At 56.9% G+C, this 16,048-nt stretch carries 15 protein-coding genes and 1 pseudogene; 7 read left to right on the top strand and 9 right to left on the bottom strand.

The window, feature by feature from the left end:
- The first annotated feature begins 7 nt into the window (after window positions 1-7).
- From THINI_RS26820 to THINI_RS21315, 3 genes are read left to right on the top strand one after another with little or no spacing between them, the layout of a single operon-like run.
- On the top strand, window positions 8-388 hold the full coding sequence (locus THINI_RS26820) for an efflux RND transporter periplasmic adaptor subunit (protein ID WP_245536667.1): 381 nt from the start codon (window positions 8-10) through the stop codon (window positions 386-388).
- Window positions 303-1,217: an efflux RND transporter periplasmic adaptor subunit gene (locus THINI_RS21310; protein ID WP_245536668.1), complete on the top strand. Its 915-nt coding sequence runs from the start codon at window positions 303-305 to the stop codon at window positions 1,215-1,217. The genes THINI_RS26820 and THINI_RS21310 overlap by 86 nt, the downstream gene beginning before the upstream one ends.
- A 3-nt stretch (window positions 1,218-1,220) precedes the next feature.
- Window positions 1,221-3,716 carry an efflux RND transporter permease subunit gene (locus THINI_RS21315; protein ID WP_002710574.1) on the top strand — a complete coding sequence of 832 codons (2,496 nt, stop codon included), beginning with the start codon at window positions 1,221-1,223 and terminating at the stop codon, window positions 3,714-3,716.
- Window positions 3,717-3,731: 15 nt separating this feature from the next.
- Here THINI_RS21315 and THINI_RS27050 read toward each other — a convergent pair whose 3' ends face one another.
- A complete protein-coding gene (locus THINI_RS27050) occupies window positions 3,732-4,121 on the bottom strand; it encodes an ISAzo13-like element transposase-related protein (RefSeq protein ID WP_342610130.1) in 390 nt (129 codons plus the stop codon).
- On the opposite strand from THINI_RS27050, the gene THINI_RS27055 reads away from it, so the two are divergent.
- Window positions 4,038-4,229, top strand: coding sequence for a hypothetical protein (locus tag THINI_RS27055; protein WP_040838814.1), 192 nt, complete (start codon window positions 4,038-4,040; stop codon window positions 4,227-4,229). The two genes, THINI_RS27050 and THINI_RS27055, sit on opposite strands and share 84 nt — an antisense overlap.
- Here THINI_RS27055 and THINI_RS26830 read toward each other — a convergent pair.
- Window positions 4,202-5,001: pseudogene (locus tag THINI_RS26830) on the bottom strand (ISAzo13-like element transposase-related protein); the annotation flags it as partial. The gene THINI_RS27055 and the pseudogene THINI_RS26830 overlap by 28 nt on opposite strands.
- A 9-nt stretch (window positions 5,002-5,010) precedes the next feature.
- Between THINI_RS26830 and THINI_RS21335 the strand changes: the two are divergent.
- Window positions 5,011-5,664: an efflux RND transporter permease subunit gene (locus THINI_RS21335; protein ID WP_154724477.1), complete on the top strand. Its 654-nt coding sequence runs from the start codon at window positions 5,011-5,013 to the stop codon at window positions 5,662-5,664.
- A 73-nt stretch (window positions 5,665-5,737) separates the two neighbouring features.
- Here the strand turns inward: THINI_RS21335 and THINI_RS21340 are convergent, their stop codons facing one another.
- Window positions 5,738-6,781, bottom strand: a complete 1,044-nt coding sequence (locus tag THINI_RS21340) for an AAA family ATPase (RefSeq protein ID WP_002710576.1) — start codon at window positions 6,779-6,781, stop codon at window positions 5,738-5,740.
- Window positions 6,782-6,898: 117 nt separating this feature from the next.
- Between THINI_RS21340 and smpB the strand changes: the two genes are divergently transcribed.
- Complete coding sequence (gene smpB / locus THINI_RS21345) at window positions 6,899-7,378, top strand: SsrA-binding protein SmpB (protein ID WP_002710577.1); 480 nt, start codon at window positions 6,899-6,901, stop codon at window positions 7,376-7,378.
- 68 nt (window positions 7,379-7,446) lie between these two features.
- Here the strand turns inward: smpB and THINI_RS21350 are convergent, their stop codons facing one another.
- Window positions 7,447-8,976 (bottom strand): alanine/glycine:cation symporter family protein, encoded by a 1,530-nt coding sequence (locus THINI_RS21350; RefSeq protein WP_002710578.1) that lies wholly within the window; start codon window positions 8,974-8,976, stop codon window positions 7,447-7,449.
- A gap of 127 nt (window positions 8,977-9,103) precedes the next feature.
- Between THINI_RS21350 and THINI_RS21355 the strand changes: the two genes are divergently transcribed.
- Window positions 9,104-9,853 (top strand): RNA methyltransferase, encoded by a 750-nt coding sequence (locus tag THINI_RS21355; RefSeq protein ID WP_002710579.1) that lies wholly within the window; start codon window positions 9,104-9,106, stop codon window positions 9,851-9,853.
- Window positions 9,854-9,867: 14 nt separating this feature from the next.
- Here THINI_RS21355 and THINI_RS21360 read toward each other — a convergent pair whose 3' ends face one another.
- From THINI_RS21360 to THINI_RS21380, 5 genes are read right to left on the bottom strand one after another with little or no spacing between them, the layout of a single operon-like run.
- Window positions 9,868-10,977 carry an ATP-binding protein gene (locus THINI_RS21360; protein WP_002710580.1) on the bottom strand — a complete coding sequence of 370 codons (1,110 nt, stop codon included), beginning with the start codon at window positions 10,975-10,977 and terminating at the stop codon, window positions 9,868-9,870.
- 3 nt (window positions 10,978-10,980) lie between these two features.
- Window positions 10,981-11,748 carry a TorD/DmsD family molecular chaperone gene (locus THINI_RS21365; RefSeq protein WP_002710581.1) on the bottom strand — a complete coding sequence of 256 codons (768 nt, stop codon included), beginning with the start codon at window positions 11,746-11,748 and terminating at the stop codon, window positions 10,981-10,983.
- Window positions 11,741-12,496 (bottom strand): 4Fe-4S dicluster domain-containing protein, encoded by a 756-nt coding sequence (locus THINI_RS21370; RefSeq protein WP_002710582.1) that lies wholly within the window; start codon window positions 12,494-12,496, stop codon window positions 11,741-11,743. The genes THINI_RS21365 and THINI_RS21370 overlap by 8 nt, the downstream gene beginning before the upstream one ends.
- Before the next feature lie 20 nt (window positions 12,497-12,516).
- On the bottom strand, window positions 12,517-15,078 hold the full coding sequence (locus THINI_RS21375; RefSeq protein ID WP_002710583.1) for a molybdopterin-containing oxidoreductase family protein: 2,562 nt from the start codon (window positions 15,076-15,078) through the stop codon (window positions 12,517-12,519).
- A complete protein-coding gene (locus tag THINI_RS21380; RefSeq protein WP_002710584.1) occupies window positions 15,075-16,022 on the bottom strand; it encodes an alpha-amylase family protein in 948 nt (315 codons plus the stop codon). The genes THINI_RS21375 and THINI_RS21380 overlap by 4 nt, the downstream gene beginning before the upstream one ends.
- Window positions 16,023-16,048: the final 26 nt, after the last annotated feature.

Genomic DNA, 16,048 nt, shown 5'->3' on the forward strand with positions numbered 1-16,048 from the left:
GGTTGCCATGAAACTTCCCAGTACACTACCCGCATCTGCTGTTCTTGGCCTGATGCTGCTGTTTCTGGTTGGCTGTCAGTCAGACCAGCAGGCCGCAGCTAACGGGGCGGATGTTGCCCGTCCTCCGGCTGCCGTTGATGTCAGAACGTTGGTCGCCAAAGATATTGAACTGAAAGAAACCAGTTCAGGGCGGGTGGCTGCCTTCCGGGAGGCGGAAGTACGCCCCCAGATTAGCGGTATTATCCAGAAGCGCCTGTTTGAAGAAGGCAGCACCGTCAAAAAAGGGGATGTTCTGTATCAGGTTGATCCAGCCCCCCTACCAGGCAGCGTTGGAAAGTGCCAAGGCTGGGCTGGCGGTAGCCCAGGCCGATCTGAACAGTACCCGTAACAAGGCTGAGCGTTACCGTAAGCTTGCGGCGCAATTGGTAGTTAGCAAACAGGATACAGAAGATACCACCGCAGCCTGGAAGCTGGCGGAAGCCCAGATACAGGTTGCCAAGGCTGCTATCCAGAGCGCCAATATCAATCTGGGCTATACCCGGATTACTGCACCGATCAGTGGTGTTATCAGCCGCTCCAGTGTTACCGAAGGGGCGTTGGTGTCGGCACAGCAAACAACAGCACTGGCAACCATCCGCCAGTTGTCACCTGTATATGTAGACATAAAGCGTAATGCGCTGACGGCTATGAAATCCAGCCAGCAAACCGCCCCGGAAGTTTTACTCACCCTGGAGGATGGGACAGCTTACCCTGAAACAGGCGTGCTCAAGTCCTCTGAATCCAGCGTGGATGAGGGAACCGGTATGCTGAATGCCCGTGCCCTGTTTGAAAACAAGGATGGTTTGTTATTGCCGGGGATGTTTGTCCGCGCCAGCCTTGCCACGGAAACTGTCAGAAATGCCCTGTTGGTTCCCCAGCAGGGTATTCAGCGAACCCCGAATGGTGGCACGTCTGCCTTGGTGGTTAATACGGAAAACAAGGTGGAAAGCCGTGAAGTCGTCGTTACTGAGGCCATTGCAGATCAATGGCTGGTTCGTTCCGGCCTGGTTGCGGGTGACCGGGTGATTTACTCCGGACTGCAAAAGGTCAAAGTAGGTGACACCGTACAACCGCTTGAGGATGGTAAACCTGTTGATGATGGTTCCAAGGCTACAGGAAGCGGTGAATCAGACGATGACGATGCAGGCAACCCCGCTTCCGGGCAAAAACAGGAGTAGGTCATGGCTAACTTTTTTATTGACCGCCCGGTTTTTGCCTGGGTGATTGCCATCGTCATCATGATGGCGGGTATTTTGTCGCTCAACCAGTTGCCGGTACAGCAATACCCCACTATTGCGCCACCTGCCATTTCCGTCACTGCCTATTATCCGGGGGCTTCCTCCAAAACGCTGGAAGACAGCGTAACCCAGGTCATTGAGCAAAGCATGACGGGGTTGGATAACTTGCTGTATATGTCTTCCCAGAGCGACAGTTCCGGCAATGCGACGGTTTCACTGACCTTTGCGGCGGGAACTGACCCGGATATTGCCCAGGTGCAGGTGCAAAACAAGCTGAAAGCGGCAGAAGCGCTGTTGCCTAATTCAGTCAAACAGCAAGGGGTCAATGTTACCAAGTCTTCCAGTGCTTTCCTGATGGTCGTGGGGTTGGTATCCAGCGACGGTAGCATGAGTCGTTACGATCTGGCTGACTATGCCTACAGTACCTTGCGTGATCCCTTGTCACGGGTAAACGGTGTCGGCAGCCTACGTATTTTCGGTTCCCAATACGCTATGCGAATTTGGATGAATCCGGAGAAACTGACAGCGTTTGGCCTGACGCCCGTGGATGTGGTGAATGCCGTTTCCGCCCAGAATACCCAGGTTTCTGCTGGTCAACTGGGTGGGCTGCCTGCGGAAAAGGGGCAACAGCTTAATGCCAGTATCATTGCGCAGACCCGTTTTGAAAGCAGCCAGGAATTCGAAAATATCCTGCTCAAGGTCAACACAGACGGCTCACAAGTCCGTCTGAAAGACGTGGCGCGTGTCGAGCGGGGTGCGGAAATCTATGGCGCGGATGCCCGCTATAATGGGCAGGCTGCTTCCGGTATGGCGATCCAGCTGGCAACTGGCGCGAATGCTCTGGACACGGCTGAACGGGTCAAGGCCAAACTGGATGAGCTGAAAGCCTTTTTTCCGGCAGGGCTAGAAGTCGTTTACCCTTACGATACGACACCGTTTGTAAAAATTTCCATTGAAGAAGTGGTATACACCCTGCTTGAAGCGGTTGTGTTGGTATTTCTGGTCATGTACCTCTTCCTCGGTAACCTGCGCGCGACCCTGATTCCTACCATTGCGGTGCCGGTGGTGTTACTGGGTACATTCGGCGTGCTGGCGGCGTTCGGCTTCAGTATCAATACACTGACGATGTTCGGTATGGTGCTGGCCATCGGTTTGCTGGTTGATGATGCCATCGTGGTAGTGGAAAACGTTGAACGGGTGATGGAGGAAGACAAGCTCTCTCCGCGTGAGGCAACCCGCAAATCCATGGGGCAAATTATCAGTGCGTTGGTGGGTATTGCTCTGGTGCTGTCGGCAGTGTTTATACCCATGGCATTTTTTGGTGGTTCGACCGGGGCAATTTACCGGCAATTCTCCATTACCATCGTGTCGGCCATGATCCTGTCGGTAGTCGTGGCGGTGGTGTTGGCTCCCGCCCTGTGCGCAACTATCCTCAAACCGGCCGAACATGCCGGGGAAGAAGCCAAGGGCTTCTTTGGCTGGTTTAATCGTTTGTTCGGCCGGGCAACCCGGGGTTATGGGCGGGGTGTGTCTGCTATCATTAAACGCCCTGTTCGCCTGATGCTCATTTACCTTGTGTTACTGCTGGGGCTTGGGTTCATGTACCAGCGTTTGCCAACCTCCTTTCTGCCGACAGAAGATCAGGGCGTGATCATGACCCTGGTGCAACTCCCCGCTGGCGCAACCCAGGAACGCACACTGGGTGTATTGGGGCAAGTTAACGACTATTTCCAGCAAGAGGATGACGTGGTTTCGGTATTTACCGTAGCGGGCTTCAGCTTTGCCGGGCAGGGGCAAAACATGGGCATGGCGTTTGTCAAACTCAAGGATTGGGATGAACGCCCATTGCCGTCGCAAAGTTCCAGTACTCTGGTCGGCAAGGCGTTTGTGGCATTAAGCCAGATCCGTGATGCCACTATCTTCCCGATCAACCTGCCACCGATACCGGAATTGGGTACGGCTGCCGGTTTTGATGTCATGCTTCAGGATTACAGTAACCAGGGCCACGCAAAGTTGATGGCAGCACGCAACCAGTTACTGGGAATGGCGGCGCAGGATGCCCGGCTGACCGCCGTCCGCCCTAACGGGATGGAGGATGTCGCCAACTTCCGCATCGATATTGACGAAGAAAAGCTGAGTGCACTTGGTTTGAGCATCACCGATGTGAATACAACCCTGAGCGCCGCCTGGGGGTCTGCCTATGTCAATGACTTTATTGACGAAGGGCGGGTGAAAAAGGTCTTTGTCCAAGGTGACGCCGCTTACCGGATGAAGCCGGAAGATCTGGATCAGTGGCATGTGCGCAATGCATCTGGCGAAATGGTGCCATTCAGCGCTTTTGCCAGCACGCATTGGGACTACGGCTCCCCCCGGCTGGAACGTTTTAACGGCTCCCCGTCGGTGAACCTGCAAGGGCAGGCCGCACCGGGTTTAAGGTGATTTACCTCAAAGACATTACCCAAAAACAGGGCGAATCAGAATGTCCCATTTTGGTAAAGCAGCATTTCTTTCCAGCCTCGCCTCAACAGCCTCCATAGCTTTTTTGCTGAGGGTCACACCCTTCTCATAAACCTTGTGGCTGAATTCGACCATGGGGTTGATGCCTTTCCAGGTCATGGTTTTTGCCCATTCCAGCAGGGTTTCGGCATCCTTGAGCTGGGTGCCGTTCCAGTGTTGTTCCAGAATCCCCCAGCAGCGTTCAATCGGGTTGTACTTGCTGTGGTAAGGCGGGTAGTACAGCAGGTGGACTGTCTTACCGGTATGGTTGGCGAATTCCACCATGCGCTTGAGGAATTGCGTCCTGATCCCGCTGCTTTCCGGGCCATTGTCCGCTTTGATCTGGATGCACTGGCAGAGGCGTCCTTGTCAGCAGAAGGCATCTGTTCCCATACCCGGCACAGGGAATCCACGATGAAGTCACTGGTTTTGCTGGAACTGCCGAAGGTCAGGTAAACCTGCCCACTGTCCTCATCCAGTACGCCAAAAGGGATGTATTTCTCTTTGCAGCCCATCTCATGGTCAGCGGCTTTATTGTCACCCCGTGTTTTCCCGCCCCGTGAGTAGTCACCGATGTTGACGGTCGCCTTGCAGTCCATGCTCAGGCGTTTGACCGCCCCATCGGCAAACTGCCCATCGTTGGCCTGGATATTGGCGAAGATGGCGTCGGTTTCTGGAATTTTTTTTGCGGCTTGGCTTTCTCCACCTTGCGCAGGCGGTAGCCATTCCGGTTGAGTATCCGCGCCATGGTGCTGGGGGCGGGCACTTGTCCACCGCTGAAACCCATGGCCTGTAACTGCCGGATGGCTTCCGCCGCCGTCAGGCGGGTGTAGGCGATGCTGCTGCGGAATGTCGGGTCTTGCTGGCTATGTGCTTCCGCCAGCGCCAGCAAGGCGGCTGCCGCTTCCGGCTGGGTTTCCTCCCAGCGCTTCTGGCCACAATACGCCGCCTGCGCACCCACGCAAACCATGCCGCTGCGCTGTTCCTCCAAACCCAACTGCACCCCCTCCCGACCCCAGCCAAAACACCTTTCAGTCTGGCGGGCGTTGCCTGCACAATATTTCCGGCTCATGTCCGCCTGGAACGCACGGCGGGTGCTGCCAGACATTTTCGAGGCCGCCAGTTTCAGGTCGGCTATCTGGGATTCACTCAGGATCGGGTTAGCTGTTTGGGGTTCGGGGGGCATGGGGATAGGGACTCCGCTTGTCGATAAGACAAGTGTAGCCATTGCGGGGGAATCTTTCAGGGAAATCCCCTAAGTACGGGTGATGCCTTGAACGCCATTGAGGAACTGGTTGCCCGCTTGCCCAGTGGTTTTGGCTTGTCCTGGTCGGGGATGTCCTTCCAGGAAAAGGCGAGTGGTTCGCAGACAATCCTGCTGTACGGTATCTCCTTGCTGGTGGTGTTCCTGTTTCTGGCTGCATTGTATGAAAGTTGGTCGGTACCGTTTGCCGTCATGCTGGTTGTGCCGCTGGGTATTCTGGGGGCGCTGGCGTTGACGATGGCTCGCGGGTTCAACAATGATGTGTACTTCCAGGTGGGCTTGCTGACCACTATCGGTTTGTCGGCCAAGAACGCCATCCTGATTGTTGAATTTACCAAAGCGCTGGTGGATGAAGGTATGGGCGTCGTTGAGGCTACCCTGCAAGCTGCCCGGATGCGTTTACGCCCAATCCTTATGACTTCGTTGGCCTTCGTATTCGGCGTGTTGCCATTGGCTATCAGTACTGGTGCGGGCGCTGCCAGCCGTCAAGCCATCGGCACGGCGGTGGTTGGAGGGATGCTGTCGGCAACCTTCCTGGCTATATTCTTTGTACCCCTGTTTTACGTCCTGATCATGCGTTTGGTGCGCCGTAAATCTACGCCAGTCAGCGAGGAGAGCCAGCCATGATTGTCCGTTTTGTTCCTTTGCTTGGCATAGTGCTGGTGGCAGGTTGTGCTACCAGCACGTCCTGCCCTTCCCGTCAATCATACAGCATAATATCCCCAATCGACTGCGCCCACTGGGCAAATTCCGGGATGCTGAAAATATCATCCCCGATGGCACGCAACATGTCCGACACCAACATCACGCCCATTTCCTTGAGCGGGAAAGCTTTGGCGTAATTGAGGATATGCCCGTAAGTGACCGCCGCTTCCGGCGTGCCCTTGGCGCGGATAGCGCGGCCTACCAGCGAAGACGCTACCGCATACTGCAAATCCACTTCCTTGGGAGCCTTGATGTCTTCACCGCGCAGGATTGCGTCCAGATCGGGCATCTGGTCAAGGCTGTCGACGAAAGCTTTCAGCTCAATCCCCGCCGCCGGGCCGACGCAGGCTTGCAGCGTCCCCAGCAACAGGGCAGGGGAGCTGTCGAATTTTTGCAGGGCACGATGGGCAAATTCCCACGAACGCGGTGTTGGGAACGCCACCGGGTTATGCGCCGGGTCGAAGTTGAACAACTGCTCCGGGCGAAAACGCAGGAAACCGATGATGCGTTCGTCGATATTGTGTTTGTACGCCCACGCCACCCAGTCATCCAGATTCAGGTCGACCTCGAAATGCGAAAAGCGGTTCGCCAGCGGTGCAGGCATGGTGTAGGTCACGCCGCGGTCGCCCTGACGGTTGCCTGCCGCGAAAATCGCCCAGCCATCCGGCACGCGGTAATCCCCCAACCGCCGGTCCAGGATTAACTGATAGGCAGCAGCGGAAACGCTCGGCACAGCAGAGGTAATTTCATCCAGAAACAGGATGCCCATCGCCCCATGCCGCTCTTCATCCGGCAGCATGGAGGGGATCGCCCATTCCACCATCTCCTTGTCACGGAACGGGATGCCGCGTAAATCACTCGGTTCCATCTGCGACAGACGGATGTCGATCACCGGCACACTATGGCGTATCCCCACCTGCGCCACTATCTGCGACTTGCCGACGCCGGGCGGCCCCCACAACATGACCGGGGTGTGATGCCCTTCCAGAGTACCGAGAAATTCTTTATCGAGGATGGAACTGAGGTGCGCTGGCCGCATGAGGAATCCTTATTTTGCTGTCACAAAGCGTTTGATGATAAGGCGTGTTGACAAAGGTGTGCAAATTGACGCAAAAGCCGCGTATCATTTCACGTTTCCGTAACGTTCATCACGATCATGGCCAAAGCAAAAAAGAAAGCCGCCCCCGGCAGCAAAACCATTGCCCTCAACAAACAGGTGCGGCACGAATATTTCATTGAGCAGACCTACGAGGCCGGTCTGGTGCTGCAAGGTTGGGAAGTGAAAAGCCTGCGCGACGGGCGCATCCAGCTGAAAGACAGCTACGTGATCCTGGAAAAGGGCGAAGCCTTCCTGTTCGGGGCGCAAATCAGCGCGTTGCTGTCCGCTTCCACCCACATCATCCCCGACTCGCGCCGTACCCGCAAACTGCTGCTGCACGCGCACGAAATCGAGCGCCTCAACAACGCCGTCGACCGCAAGGGTTACACCGTCGTGCCACTGGCCATGTACTGGAAAAACAACCGGGTAAAAGTTGAAATCGGCTTGGCGAAAGGCAAGCAGTTACACGACAAGCGTGACACCGAAAAAGCCCGCGACTGGGGTCGGGAGAAAGCCCGCATCATGAAAAAAGGCTAAATTTCTTGGGTCTTAAAGCCCTCCTCCCCTTGAGGGTCGACACCTCAAGGGGAGGGGTGAGGGGGCGACTACCTCCCAGCCTCCCGATCCAGCTCACCGCTATGCAGCTTCACCAGATAATCATTCAGCGCTTTTTTCACCTTGCCACTCAGCAAATACAAACCGATAAAGTTCGGGAACGCCATCGCCAGCACCAGCAGGTCGGTGAAGTCCAGCATATTGGCCGCGCTGGCAATCGATGCCAGTACGATAAACACCAGGAACATAACCTTGTAAACGATGGAAAGCTTTTCCCCAAACAGGTATACCCAGCAACGTTCCCCGTAGTAAGACCAGGAAATCATCGTACTGTAAGCGAATAGGAACACTGACAGGGTCAGGATCAGCGGGAACCAGTCAGAAACTGTGCGGAAAGCCACTGCTGTCAATGCAGCGCCCTGGCTGGCGGCACGGATGCTTTCGGTTTCCGGCGCGTTGTAAACCCCGGTCAGAATAATAACCAGCGCTGTCATGGTGCAAATCACGATGGTGTCGATGAAAGGTTCATACAAAGCCACCATGCCCTGACGGACAGGGTATTTTACGGAAGCAGTGGAATGCACGATCGCCGCAGAGCCAAGTCCCGCCTCACTGGAGAACACTGCCCGCTTGAAGCCCTGCACGATAGCCCCAACTACACCGCCAGCAACTGCCATAGGCGAGAAGGCTTCCGTGACGATCTTGCCCAGTGCCGCCGGTACGCCACCGATATTGTTGAGGATGATCCACAAACAGGCCAGCAGGTAAATGATGACCATGGTTGGCACAATGGCTTCCGCCGTATGCGCGATGCGGCGCAGGCCACCGATGATGACCAGACCGGTCAGGATTGCCATCAGCAGGCCATACATCCAGCGGTTGTCAGCAAAGAACGGGATGACCTCTTTCACTGCACCCAGCGACTGGCTGACCTGGAAAGCGCTGCCCGCGCCAAACGAGCCGAAAATGGTAAAAACCGCAAACATGGCGGCGAGGAATTTGCCCAGTCCAACCATGCCGTGTTCCGCAAAGCCCTTGGACAGGTATTCCATCGCCCCGCCCATCAGACGGCCATCGGGACGTACTTCACGATACATTTGCGCCAGGGTTGCTTCGGTAAACTTGGTGGTCATGCCGAGAAAGCCTGCCACTATCATCCAGAAAGTTGCGCCGGGGCCGCCGAGTGAAATGGCAATAGCCACACCCGCGATGTTGCCCAGACCGACAGTGGCCGACAGTGCCGTGGTCAGGGCCTGGAAAGAGGTAACCTCACCCTGATCATCCGCCGTGCGGTATTTGCCGCGCATGACGCGAAAAGCATGTCTCATCATGCGCAGGTTGACGAAACTGAAACGCAGGGTCAGAAACACTGCGCCGACAATCAGCCATGCCACGATGAAGGGCATGGATGGCTCGCCCGGAAATACGTCAAAGAAAATGATTTCCGACAGCCAGCCATTGATGACGCCAAAGACGTTGTTGATGCTCTCACCGATGCCGCCGCCTCCAGCCAGCACCAGTCCCGGTAACAGCGCCAGCAACAGGGCGGTTACTGCGGTGTATCGACAGTTTGTTCTCATTCGTGGACTCCTCTCCAACCGATTCATTTATTGGTCATATTGCCTCAAAGACTATAGCATAGTGCGTTGGCGAGTCTTGGCCGCCAAGCGATGAATTTCAGCAAAATACCCGACGGATAACAACACTGTGCCTTATTCAACCCTGCAAAACCTGTGCATCGTCATGGTCGAAACTTCCCACCCCGGCAACATCGGCTCGGCGGCGCGCGCGATGAAAACCATGGGCATCCGCGACTTGCGGCTGGTTTCCCCGCGCAAACCGTATTCACAGGAAACCTGGGCGCTGGCTTCTGGTGCCAACGACATCGTGGAACAAGCAAAAATCACGCCATCCCTGCCCGAAGCGCTGGCGGATTGCCAGTATGTGATCGGTGCCAGCGCGCGTTCCGAACGTACCCTGCAATGGCCGCAACTGGATGCGCGTGAATGCGGCCAGCACGTGGCGCAACACCTTGCCCAGCAAAAAATTGCGTTGGTATTCGGGCGCGAACGCACCGGCCTGAGCAATGAAGAACTGGAACACTGCAACGCGCTGGTGCATATCCCGATGGCATTCGACTACCTGTCGCTGAATATCGCCATGGCGGTGCAGGTGTTGTCTTATGAATGCGCGATGGCGGCAAGGCAGGCCATTACCGTGCCTGCTGCCTCTGAAGAGGGTGAAGAGCTGGCGAACGCACAAGCCATGGAAGGCTTCTACGTCCATCTGGAACAGTCCCTGATCGACGTGCGTTTCCTTGACCCGGAAAATCCGCGCCTGCTGATGCGGCGGTTGCGGCGGCTGTTCGGGCGGGCAGGGGTGACGGTAAGCGAAATGAATATCCTGCGCGGGATGTTGGCGGCGTTTGGGGGAAGCAAGTTCCGCGAACGTGCCTGATGCCGGATAACCTTTCAGTACACCTGAAACAGCTGGCGGTGATGGTTGGTCTGGGCGCAAATCCGGCAATATTGCCGCACGGCATTGTCACTGACAGGATAATGGAACGTACAGCCACACGCCTTGCAACTTGCCTGTATCAATTCAACCCTGTCGTTTTTGACTTGTCCCATCGGTTTGATGTGTATGGCCTGCTGGTCACAGGCATTTTCACACACAAGGCAGCCGGTGCAGTGGTCGGCCTGAATCCGATAGGCCAGCGCCAGCCCGTTTTCCGTCTTTTCCAGTTGCAGCGCCTGATGCGGGCAAAGCTGCACGCAGGCGTCGCAGCCATTACAGCTTGTCGCTTCCATGACTGGCACAAACGGGAAGATCGCCTGATGTGGGGCATCCTCTGAGGGTGTTGGCAAGGTCGCAGGCCAGGGCAAGCTGTCATCCGGCTCCGGCGTGCTGGCTCCCGACTGCTCCAGCCCCTTTTCCACCGCAAACGTAATCGCCTGCCGCAAAAACTGCCGCCGCGAAACCTCACCCTCTTTCCCCCCCCTTTGCAAAAGGGGGGCCGGGGGGGATTTTCTTCTCTCAACCCATTCCATTGGTAAGACTTGCGCGTGCCTGATGGTAGGGGCATCCCGGCTGGCCAGCAGCACATTCAGCAGCGCCAGCTGTTCGCGGAAAGGATCCCCACCCCCGTAGCGGGGGCAGGTTTCGCAATTTCCGCGACAGGACAACACCTGCCTGTAACCAGCGCGGTAATGCTCCAGCAACAGGCTGGCATCCAGTGCGTGGAGGCAGGGAACCACACCGTCACCTGTGTACCCTTCCCCAAGCATTTCACAGGCGAACAGCAGGGTTTTCCGGCCTTCCAGCAAACGTGCAGCCGGTAGCAGGGGCTGCCCTAGCGCGGACTCAGTACAGGCCGCGACGCACAGGCCGCAGCCATCACACAGCCCGGTGTCAATTTGCAGGCTGTCGTCATCCAGTATCCAGGCATCCCTGGGGCAGACATCCACGCAACGGGTGCATTCCGCCACTTCGCAGCGGGCGTGGACGCAACGCTCCGGGATGATTTCCGGAATCACCCAATCCCGTTTCAATTGCTGGAACCAGCCAGTCCGTAAACCCATGCTTTACCAGCTTGGCGCAGCGCCGGGGAAATATTGCATGGGTTGGGGCGTGGTAGCACTGATCCGCTGCGCCTTCAGCCGCGCTTCAATGGTTTCGTGGCTTTCACGCGGAACCTCCAGTATGTCGGCCAGCAGGTCACGGATGTGTTCCGCATACAGCGCGGTCAATAGGGCTAGTGAGGCGTAAAACGGGGTGGCGCAGCGCTGTGCTACCCGCCTGCCGAAGGGTAACAGCCAGCGCAGCAGGTGTTCGTCCATGAATCGGGTAGTTTCTTGTAACAGGGGCTGCTGCGCCGGACTGTGGGATGCCTGTTCCAGCAGATGCGCTACGAACAGTAATTCATTCACCAGATGGTCGTCGGCCATGATCCGCCAGTTGGGGGCGGCCAAGCCGTGACGCTGGTAGTATTCGCGTACCTCAAACATGGGTTGTTGGCAGGTCAGCTCCTCGTCATCCAGCCAGACCGATTCGCTGGGGTGGGCGTGCAGGCTGCCGTTGAGGTAAATGCTGGCGAAATCGGTAGCCAGCGCGTTTACCATGCTGGCTGGCGGTTCCTGCGGCCATTCCTGCACAGTGGTTTGCAGGACATGGACTGCCAGTTGGAAGTCCTGGTCAGGAATATCCAGCAACAATGGCTCAGGGAAGCGCAATGATTGCAAGCCGTGCATCTGTTCCGAAGTCAGCTCACTGGCGTGCAGGTCGGCCAGCAGGCGCAAATCTTCGCTCGCACCCTGGCAGAAAGCCTGGATCAGGTTAGTGTCTTCAGCCATTGCCACCCCCTTTGGCTGGAGTGGCAGGCGTAGGCGCTACTGCCGGTTGTTGTTGGGGCGCAGCCGCCTGTTCAACCTTGCCCTGACTATGTGCCACAAACACAATCGAGGGTTTGGTCAGTTCCGGGTTGGCCATGCTTTTGACCTGCCCGACCAGATTGTCCTTTTCGTGCGGAGCCATCGCCTTGGTGGGGTAAGTTCCGGCGCGCAACTGGTCGATCGGGCCGATGTCCAGTACCCGCATCATGCAGGCCATCACGCAGTACGGTTTGCGCCCTGCGTCAATTTCATCCACGCACATGTTGCACTTGGAAACGATGTTCTGCTCGGGGATGAACTGCGGCGCGCCAAACGGGCAGGCGGCTTCGCAACGGCGGCAGCCGATGCACAGGCTGGAGTCGATGTCGACGATGCCATCCTGCTTGCGCTTGAAAATCGCGCCGGTTGGGCAGGTCGGCAGGCAGGCCGGTTCCGCGCAGTGGTTGCACGACATGTTGACCTTGTAAGCGTAGACAGCCGGGTAAGTCCCGCCTTCTACATACATGACACGGCGAAAACGCGGGCCAGGTGGCAGGCCGTTTTTGTCTTTGCAGGCGATTTCGCAGGCGCGGCAGCCGATACAGTCAACGTTGTTGTGGATGAAACCGAACTGCTGTTCAGGGACTACCGGCGTGTAGACCTCTTTCTTGCGGCGTTTGATCGCCTCCTTGATGGCTCCCTTGTCCTTTGCAGCATTGTCATTTGCCATGGGAAAGTTCCTCCTGAGGATTACAGGTCACGCCGGAAGACGTGGCTACGGGCGGTGGCCAGCCTGTCCCAACCGGGTTTGTGTGCCAGATCGGTTTTCTGGATGTTGCACAGCACCGTGTTGTAGGCGAAGGAACCTGCCGGGCTGGGTTCATCCAGTGTCAGCATATCCGGGTTGCCGGAGCGGTCTACGCCGTTTTCATCCAAGTCCAGCCATGCGCCTTCGTGCAATACCAGCACGCCCGGCATACAACGCTCGGTGACATAAGCGGGGACTACCACCTTGCCACGGTCATTGAACACTTCCACCGTATCGCCGGTCTTGATGCCGAGCTTTTTGGCGTCAGAGGCGTTGATGGTGACTTCCTGTTCATAAGTTTCACGCAGCCAGCCGATGTTGTTGAAAATCGAATGGGTACGCCAGCGCGGGTGCGGTGAAATCAGGTGGAAGGGGTGCTTGACGGTCTTTTCCTTGTCGCCCAGGTATTCCCACGGCACGATCCACTTGGGGATGGCGGGGATTTCATGCCCATAAGCGGTCTTGGTCCAGTCGTCATAGCGCGCCAGGGTGGTGGAAAAGATTTCGATCCTGCCGGATGCGGTAGGCCAGGGCAGACCTTTTTCCACGTTGTCCTGGAAGGCGACATGCGGGCGCGGCAGGATGAACTTGTAAATGCCGCGCTGCTGGAACTCATCCCAGGACATATCCACATGCTGGTGCGCCATCACCTTGTGTTCCCACCAATCCTTCAGGTAAGCGTTATCCACAGCGTCGTTGTGGTGGAAGTATTCGCGGTTGGCCTTGGGGTTATATCGCCTGCCAAAACCTTCGCCGCCCAGCCGGTAGGCCAGTTCGGTGTAGATTTGCAGGTCGGTTTTGCTTTCCCCTAGCGGTTCGATGACTTTGGGGCGGTGGATGTAATAATGCCCCTTGTACCAGGGCAGCGCCACGTCATGGCGTTCGAAGTGGGTCGCCACTGGCAGCAGCACATCTGCGTACAAGCCGGAGGGGGTAATGGTGGAGTCATTGCACACTACCAGATCCAGCTTATTGATGGCCTGAATTTCCTTGTTGATATTGGTCAATTGGTTGAACCAGTCGGAACCTTGCCAGAAAATGCCACGGATGTTGGGAATGACGCCATCGCCAGCCCGCCCATCTGGCCACAGGCCGATGTCTTCCCGCTTGACGTTCGGGTAGTTGAGTACGCAATGTGCCCAGCGGTCAGACTTGATGGATTCATAGAATACGTTGGCAAATTCGTCGTAAGGGTAAGCCACCCCTTCCGCGTGCCACGCCTTGCCGATACCTTCCGCACAGCCGCCCAGCACGCCAATGTTGCCGGTCATGGCTTGCAATGCGGCAGCCATGCGGTTGTACTGTTCGCCGTAAGCGTTGCGCCCCGGTGCCCAGGAAGCTTTCAGCGCCGCTGGTTTGGTGGTGGCGTACATCTGTGCCAGCTTCTTGATGTCCTCCGCCGACACGCCGCAGATTTCCGCCGCCCATTCCGGGGTTTTGGGGGTGTCGTCGTATTTGCCGAGGATGTAATCCTTGAAGTTTTCCTGACCCTTCGCCCAGTCCGGCATGGTGCCAGCGTCCATACCTTGCACGAAGCGGTTGATGAAGTTTTGGTCTTGCCAGTTGTTGGCGAAAATGTGGTGCGCCATCCCTGCCATCATCGCCGCGTCGGTGTTGGGGCGGATTGGAATCCACCACGCATCGTAAGCCGAAGCCGAGTCAGTGTATTGCGGGTCAACCAGCACGAACTTGCAGCCCTGCTGTTTCGCCATGCGCATGTAGTAGAAGGTATTGCCACCGTGGAAGGTATATGCCGGGTTCCAGCCCCACATGATGATCAGTTTGGAATGGGCGAAAGCGTCATCTTCGTTGCCGTCTTCAATCGTGCCGTAGGTAATGCGTGAGCTGAATTTGGTTCCCTCATACGATGGCACTGACCAGGAACTGGTGCGGCAGCCGTACATGCCGAGGAAGCGCCCCAGCAATCCCTCAATCTGGTCAGACTTGTGCAGCACGCCGTAGGATGCGCCCGCATAACTCTGGTCGAGCAGGGCGGTGGGGCCGTATTTGGCTTTCAGCTCTTCCATCTTTTCCGCTACATGATCCAGCGCCGCATCCCAAGAGGCACGTTTGAACTTGCCTTCGCCGCGCGCACCGGTACGTACCATCGGGTACAGCAGGCGTTCCTGCGAATACAGGCGGGAACGGTAGGAGCGCCCGCGCAGGCAGGCGCGCACTTGCGGCTCCTCGAACGTATCCTTGCCGAATTCGCCACCTTTCTGATAACGGCCATCGTCGGTGGACAGGCGCACGATCACGTCACCTTTCTTGTGTGCCACCAACATGTGGCGGGAACCGCAGTTATGCGCGCAACTGGTGACGACGGTGGTCAAGTCATTGTCGCGCGGATAGGGTTCGTAGGCGAAGGCTTTGGCTTCCTTTGGTTTGAGCGTAAGCCCTCCGGCAGCTACCGCAGCGGAACCCAGCACCGTGGTTTTGAGGAAGTTGCGCCGATCCATTTTCAGCGAGGACTTCAGTTTGTCTTTCCAGTCTTGTCCGCTCATGGCTTGCTCCCTTCAATCAAAAAACGCAGGTCAGATTCGGTGGGGCGGTCTTTTGCCCAGTCAGGCGCGGGGGTAGCCCCTGGCCACGGGTGGCGTGGGTAGGGGAAACTGATCCGGTACCAAGCCCGGCCACCGTGGCAGCCGTAGCAGGTGTCGCTGTTGGCTGCACCTTCCTTCTCAATGGCTTCAGCATTGAGGAAATTAACCTTGTGGCGCACGGTGCGGATACCGGCATGGCACAGCAGGCAGTTGTTCTGGAAGGCAACGCCGCTTTCATGCCATGGCCCCGATAGACCCATGTTCACGTAGGGAAACTGGCCGTGGCACATCAGGCATACATTCGGGTCGACCATCTTGCGCATGGTCAGGTTCGTGGGGGAATCCGCTGTGCCAAAATTGGTTTCTTCACGCGGGTCATTGCCCTGATGGCAGGTGGTGCAGCTCATATTGGCGATTTTCTTGATGAAAGGCGCAGTCAGGTGGCGCTGATGGAAGGTCATCTGTTCGCCTTCGTAAGTGTCCAGCGTTTGGTACCAGGCGAGGGTGTCAGCGGTTTTTAATCCTGCTGGTGAGGCTTCGCGCACCTTGGTGTCGAGCACTTCCTGATGGCATTTTAGGCAGTCAGCATCCGTCGCCTTGTCGATGGCAGGCTTGAAATGGATGGGATCCCTGCGGGTGCGTCCGTAATCGCTGGTGACTGTCGCCGTAGCTGGCTCTGCTGCCGGGGCGCTTACTGGTTGGGAAGATACCTGACTGGTTGCTTGTTCACCCGGTGTCTGGGGTGTTTGTGTGGGTGCAACTGTGGTGCTTGCAGTGTTTGCAGTTGGGGCAGGGGGGGGCGTTGAACTGCCAGCGTTTGACAGGAAATGGATGCCAAATCCTCCCGCGATGGCGATAACTACGGCTACCGCCCCAATCCACCATTTATCCTTGCCTGAATCCATGAACGTGACTCCTGTTGGGTTCCCCA

This window comes from Thiothrix nivea DSM 5205 (assembly GCF_000260135.1).
Classification (GTDB): Bacteria; Pseudomonadota; Gammaproteobacteria; order Thiotrichales; family Thiotrichaceae; genus Thiothrix; species Thiothrix nivea.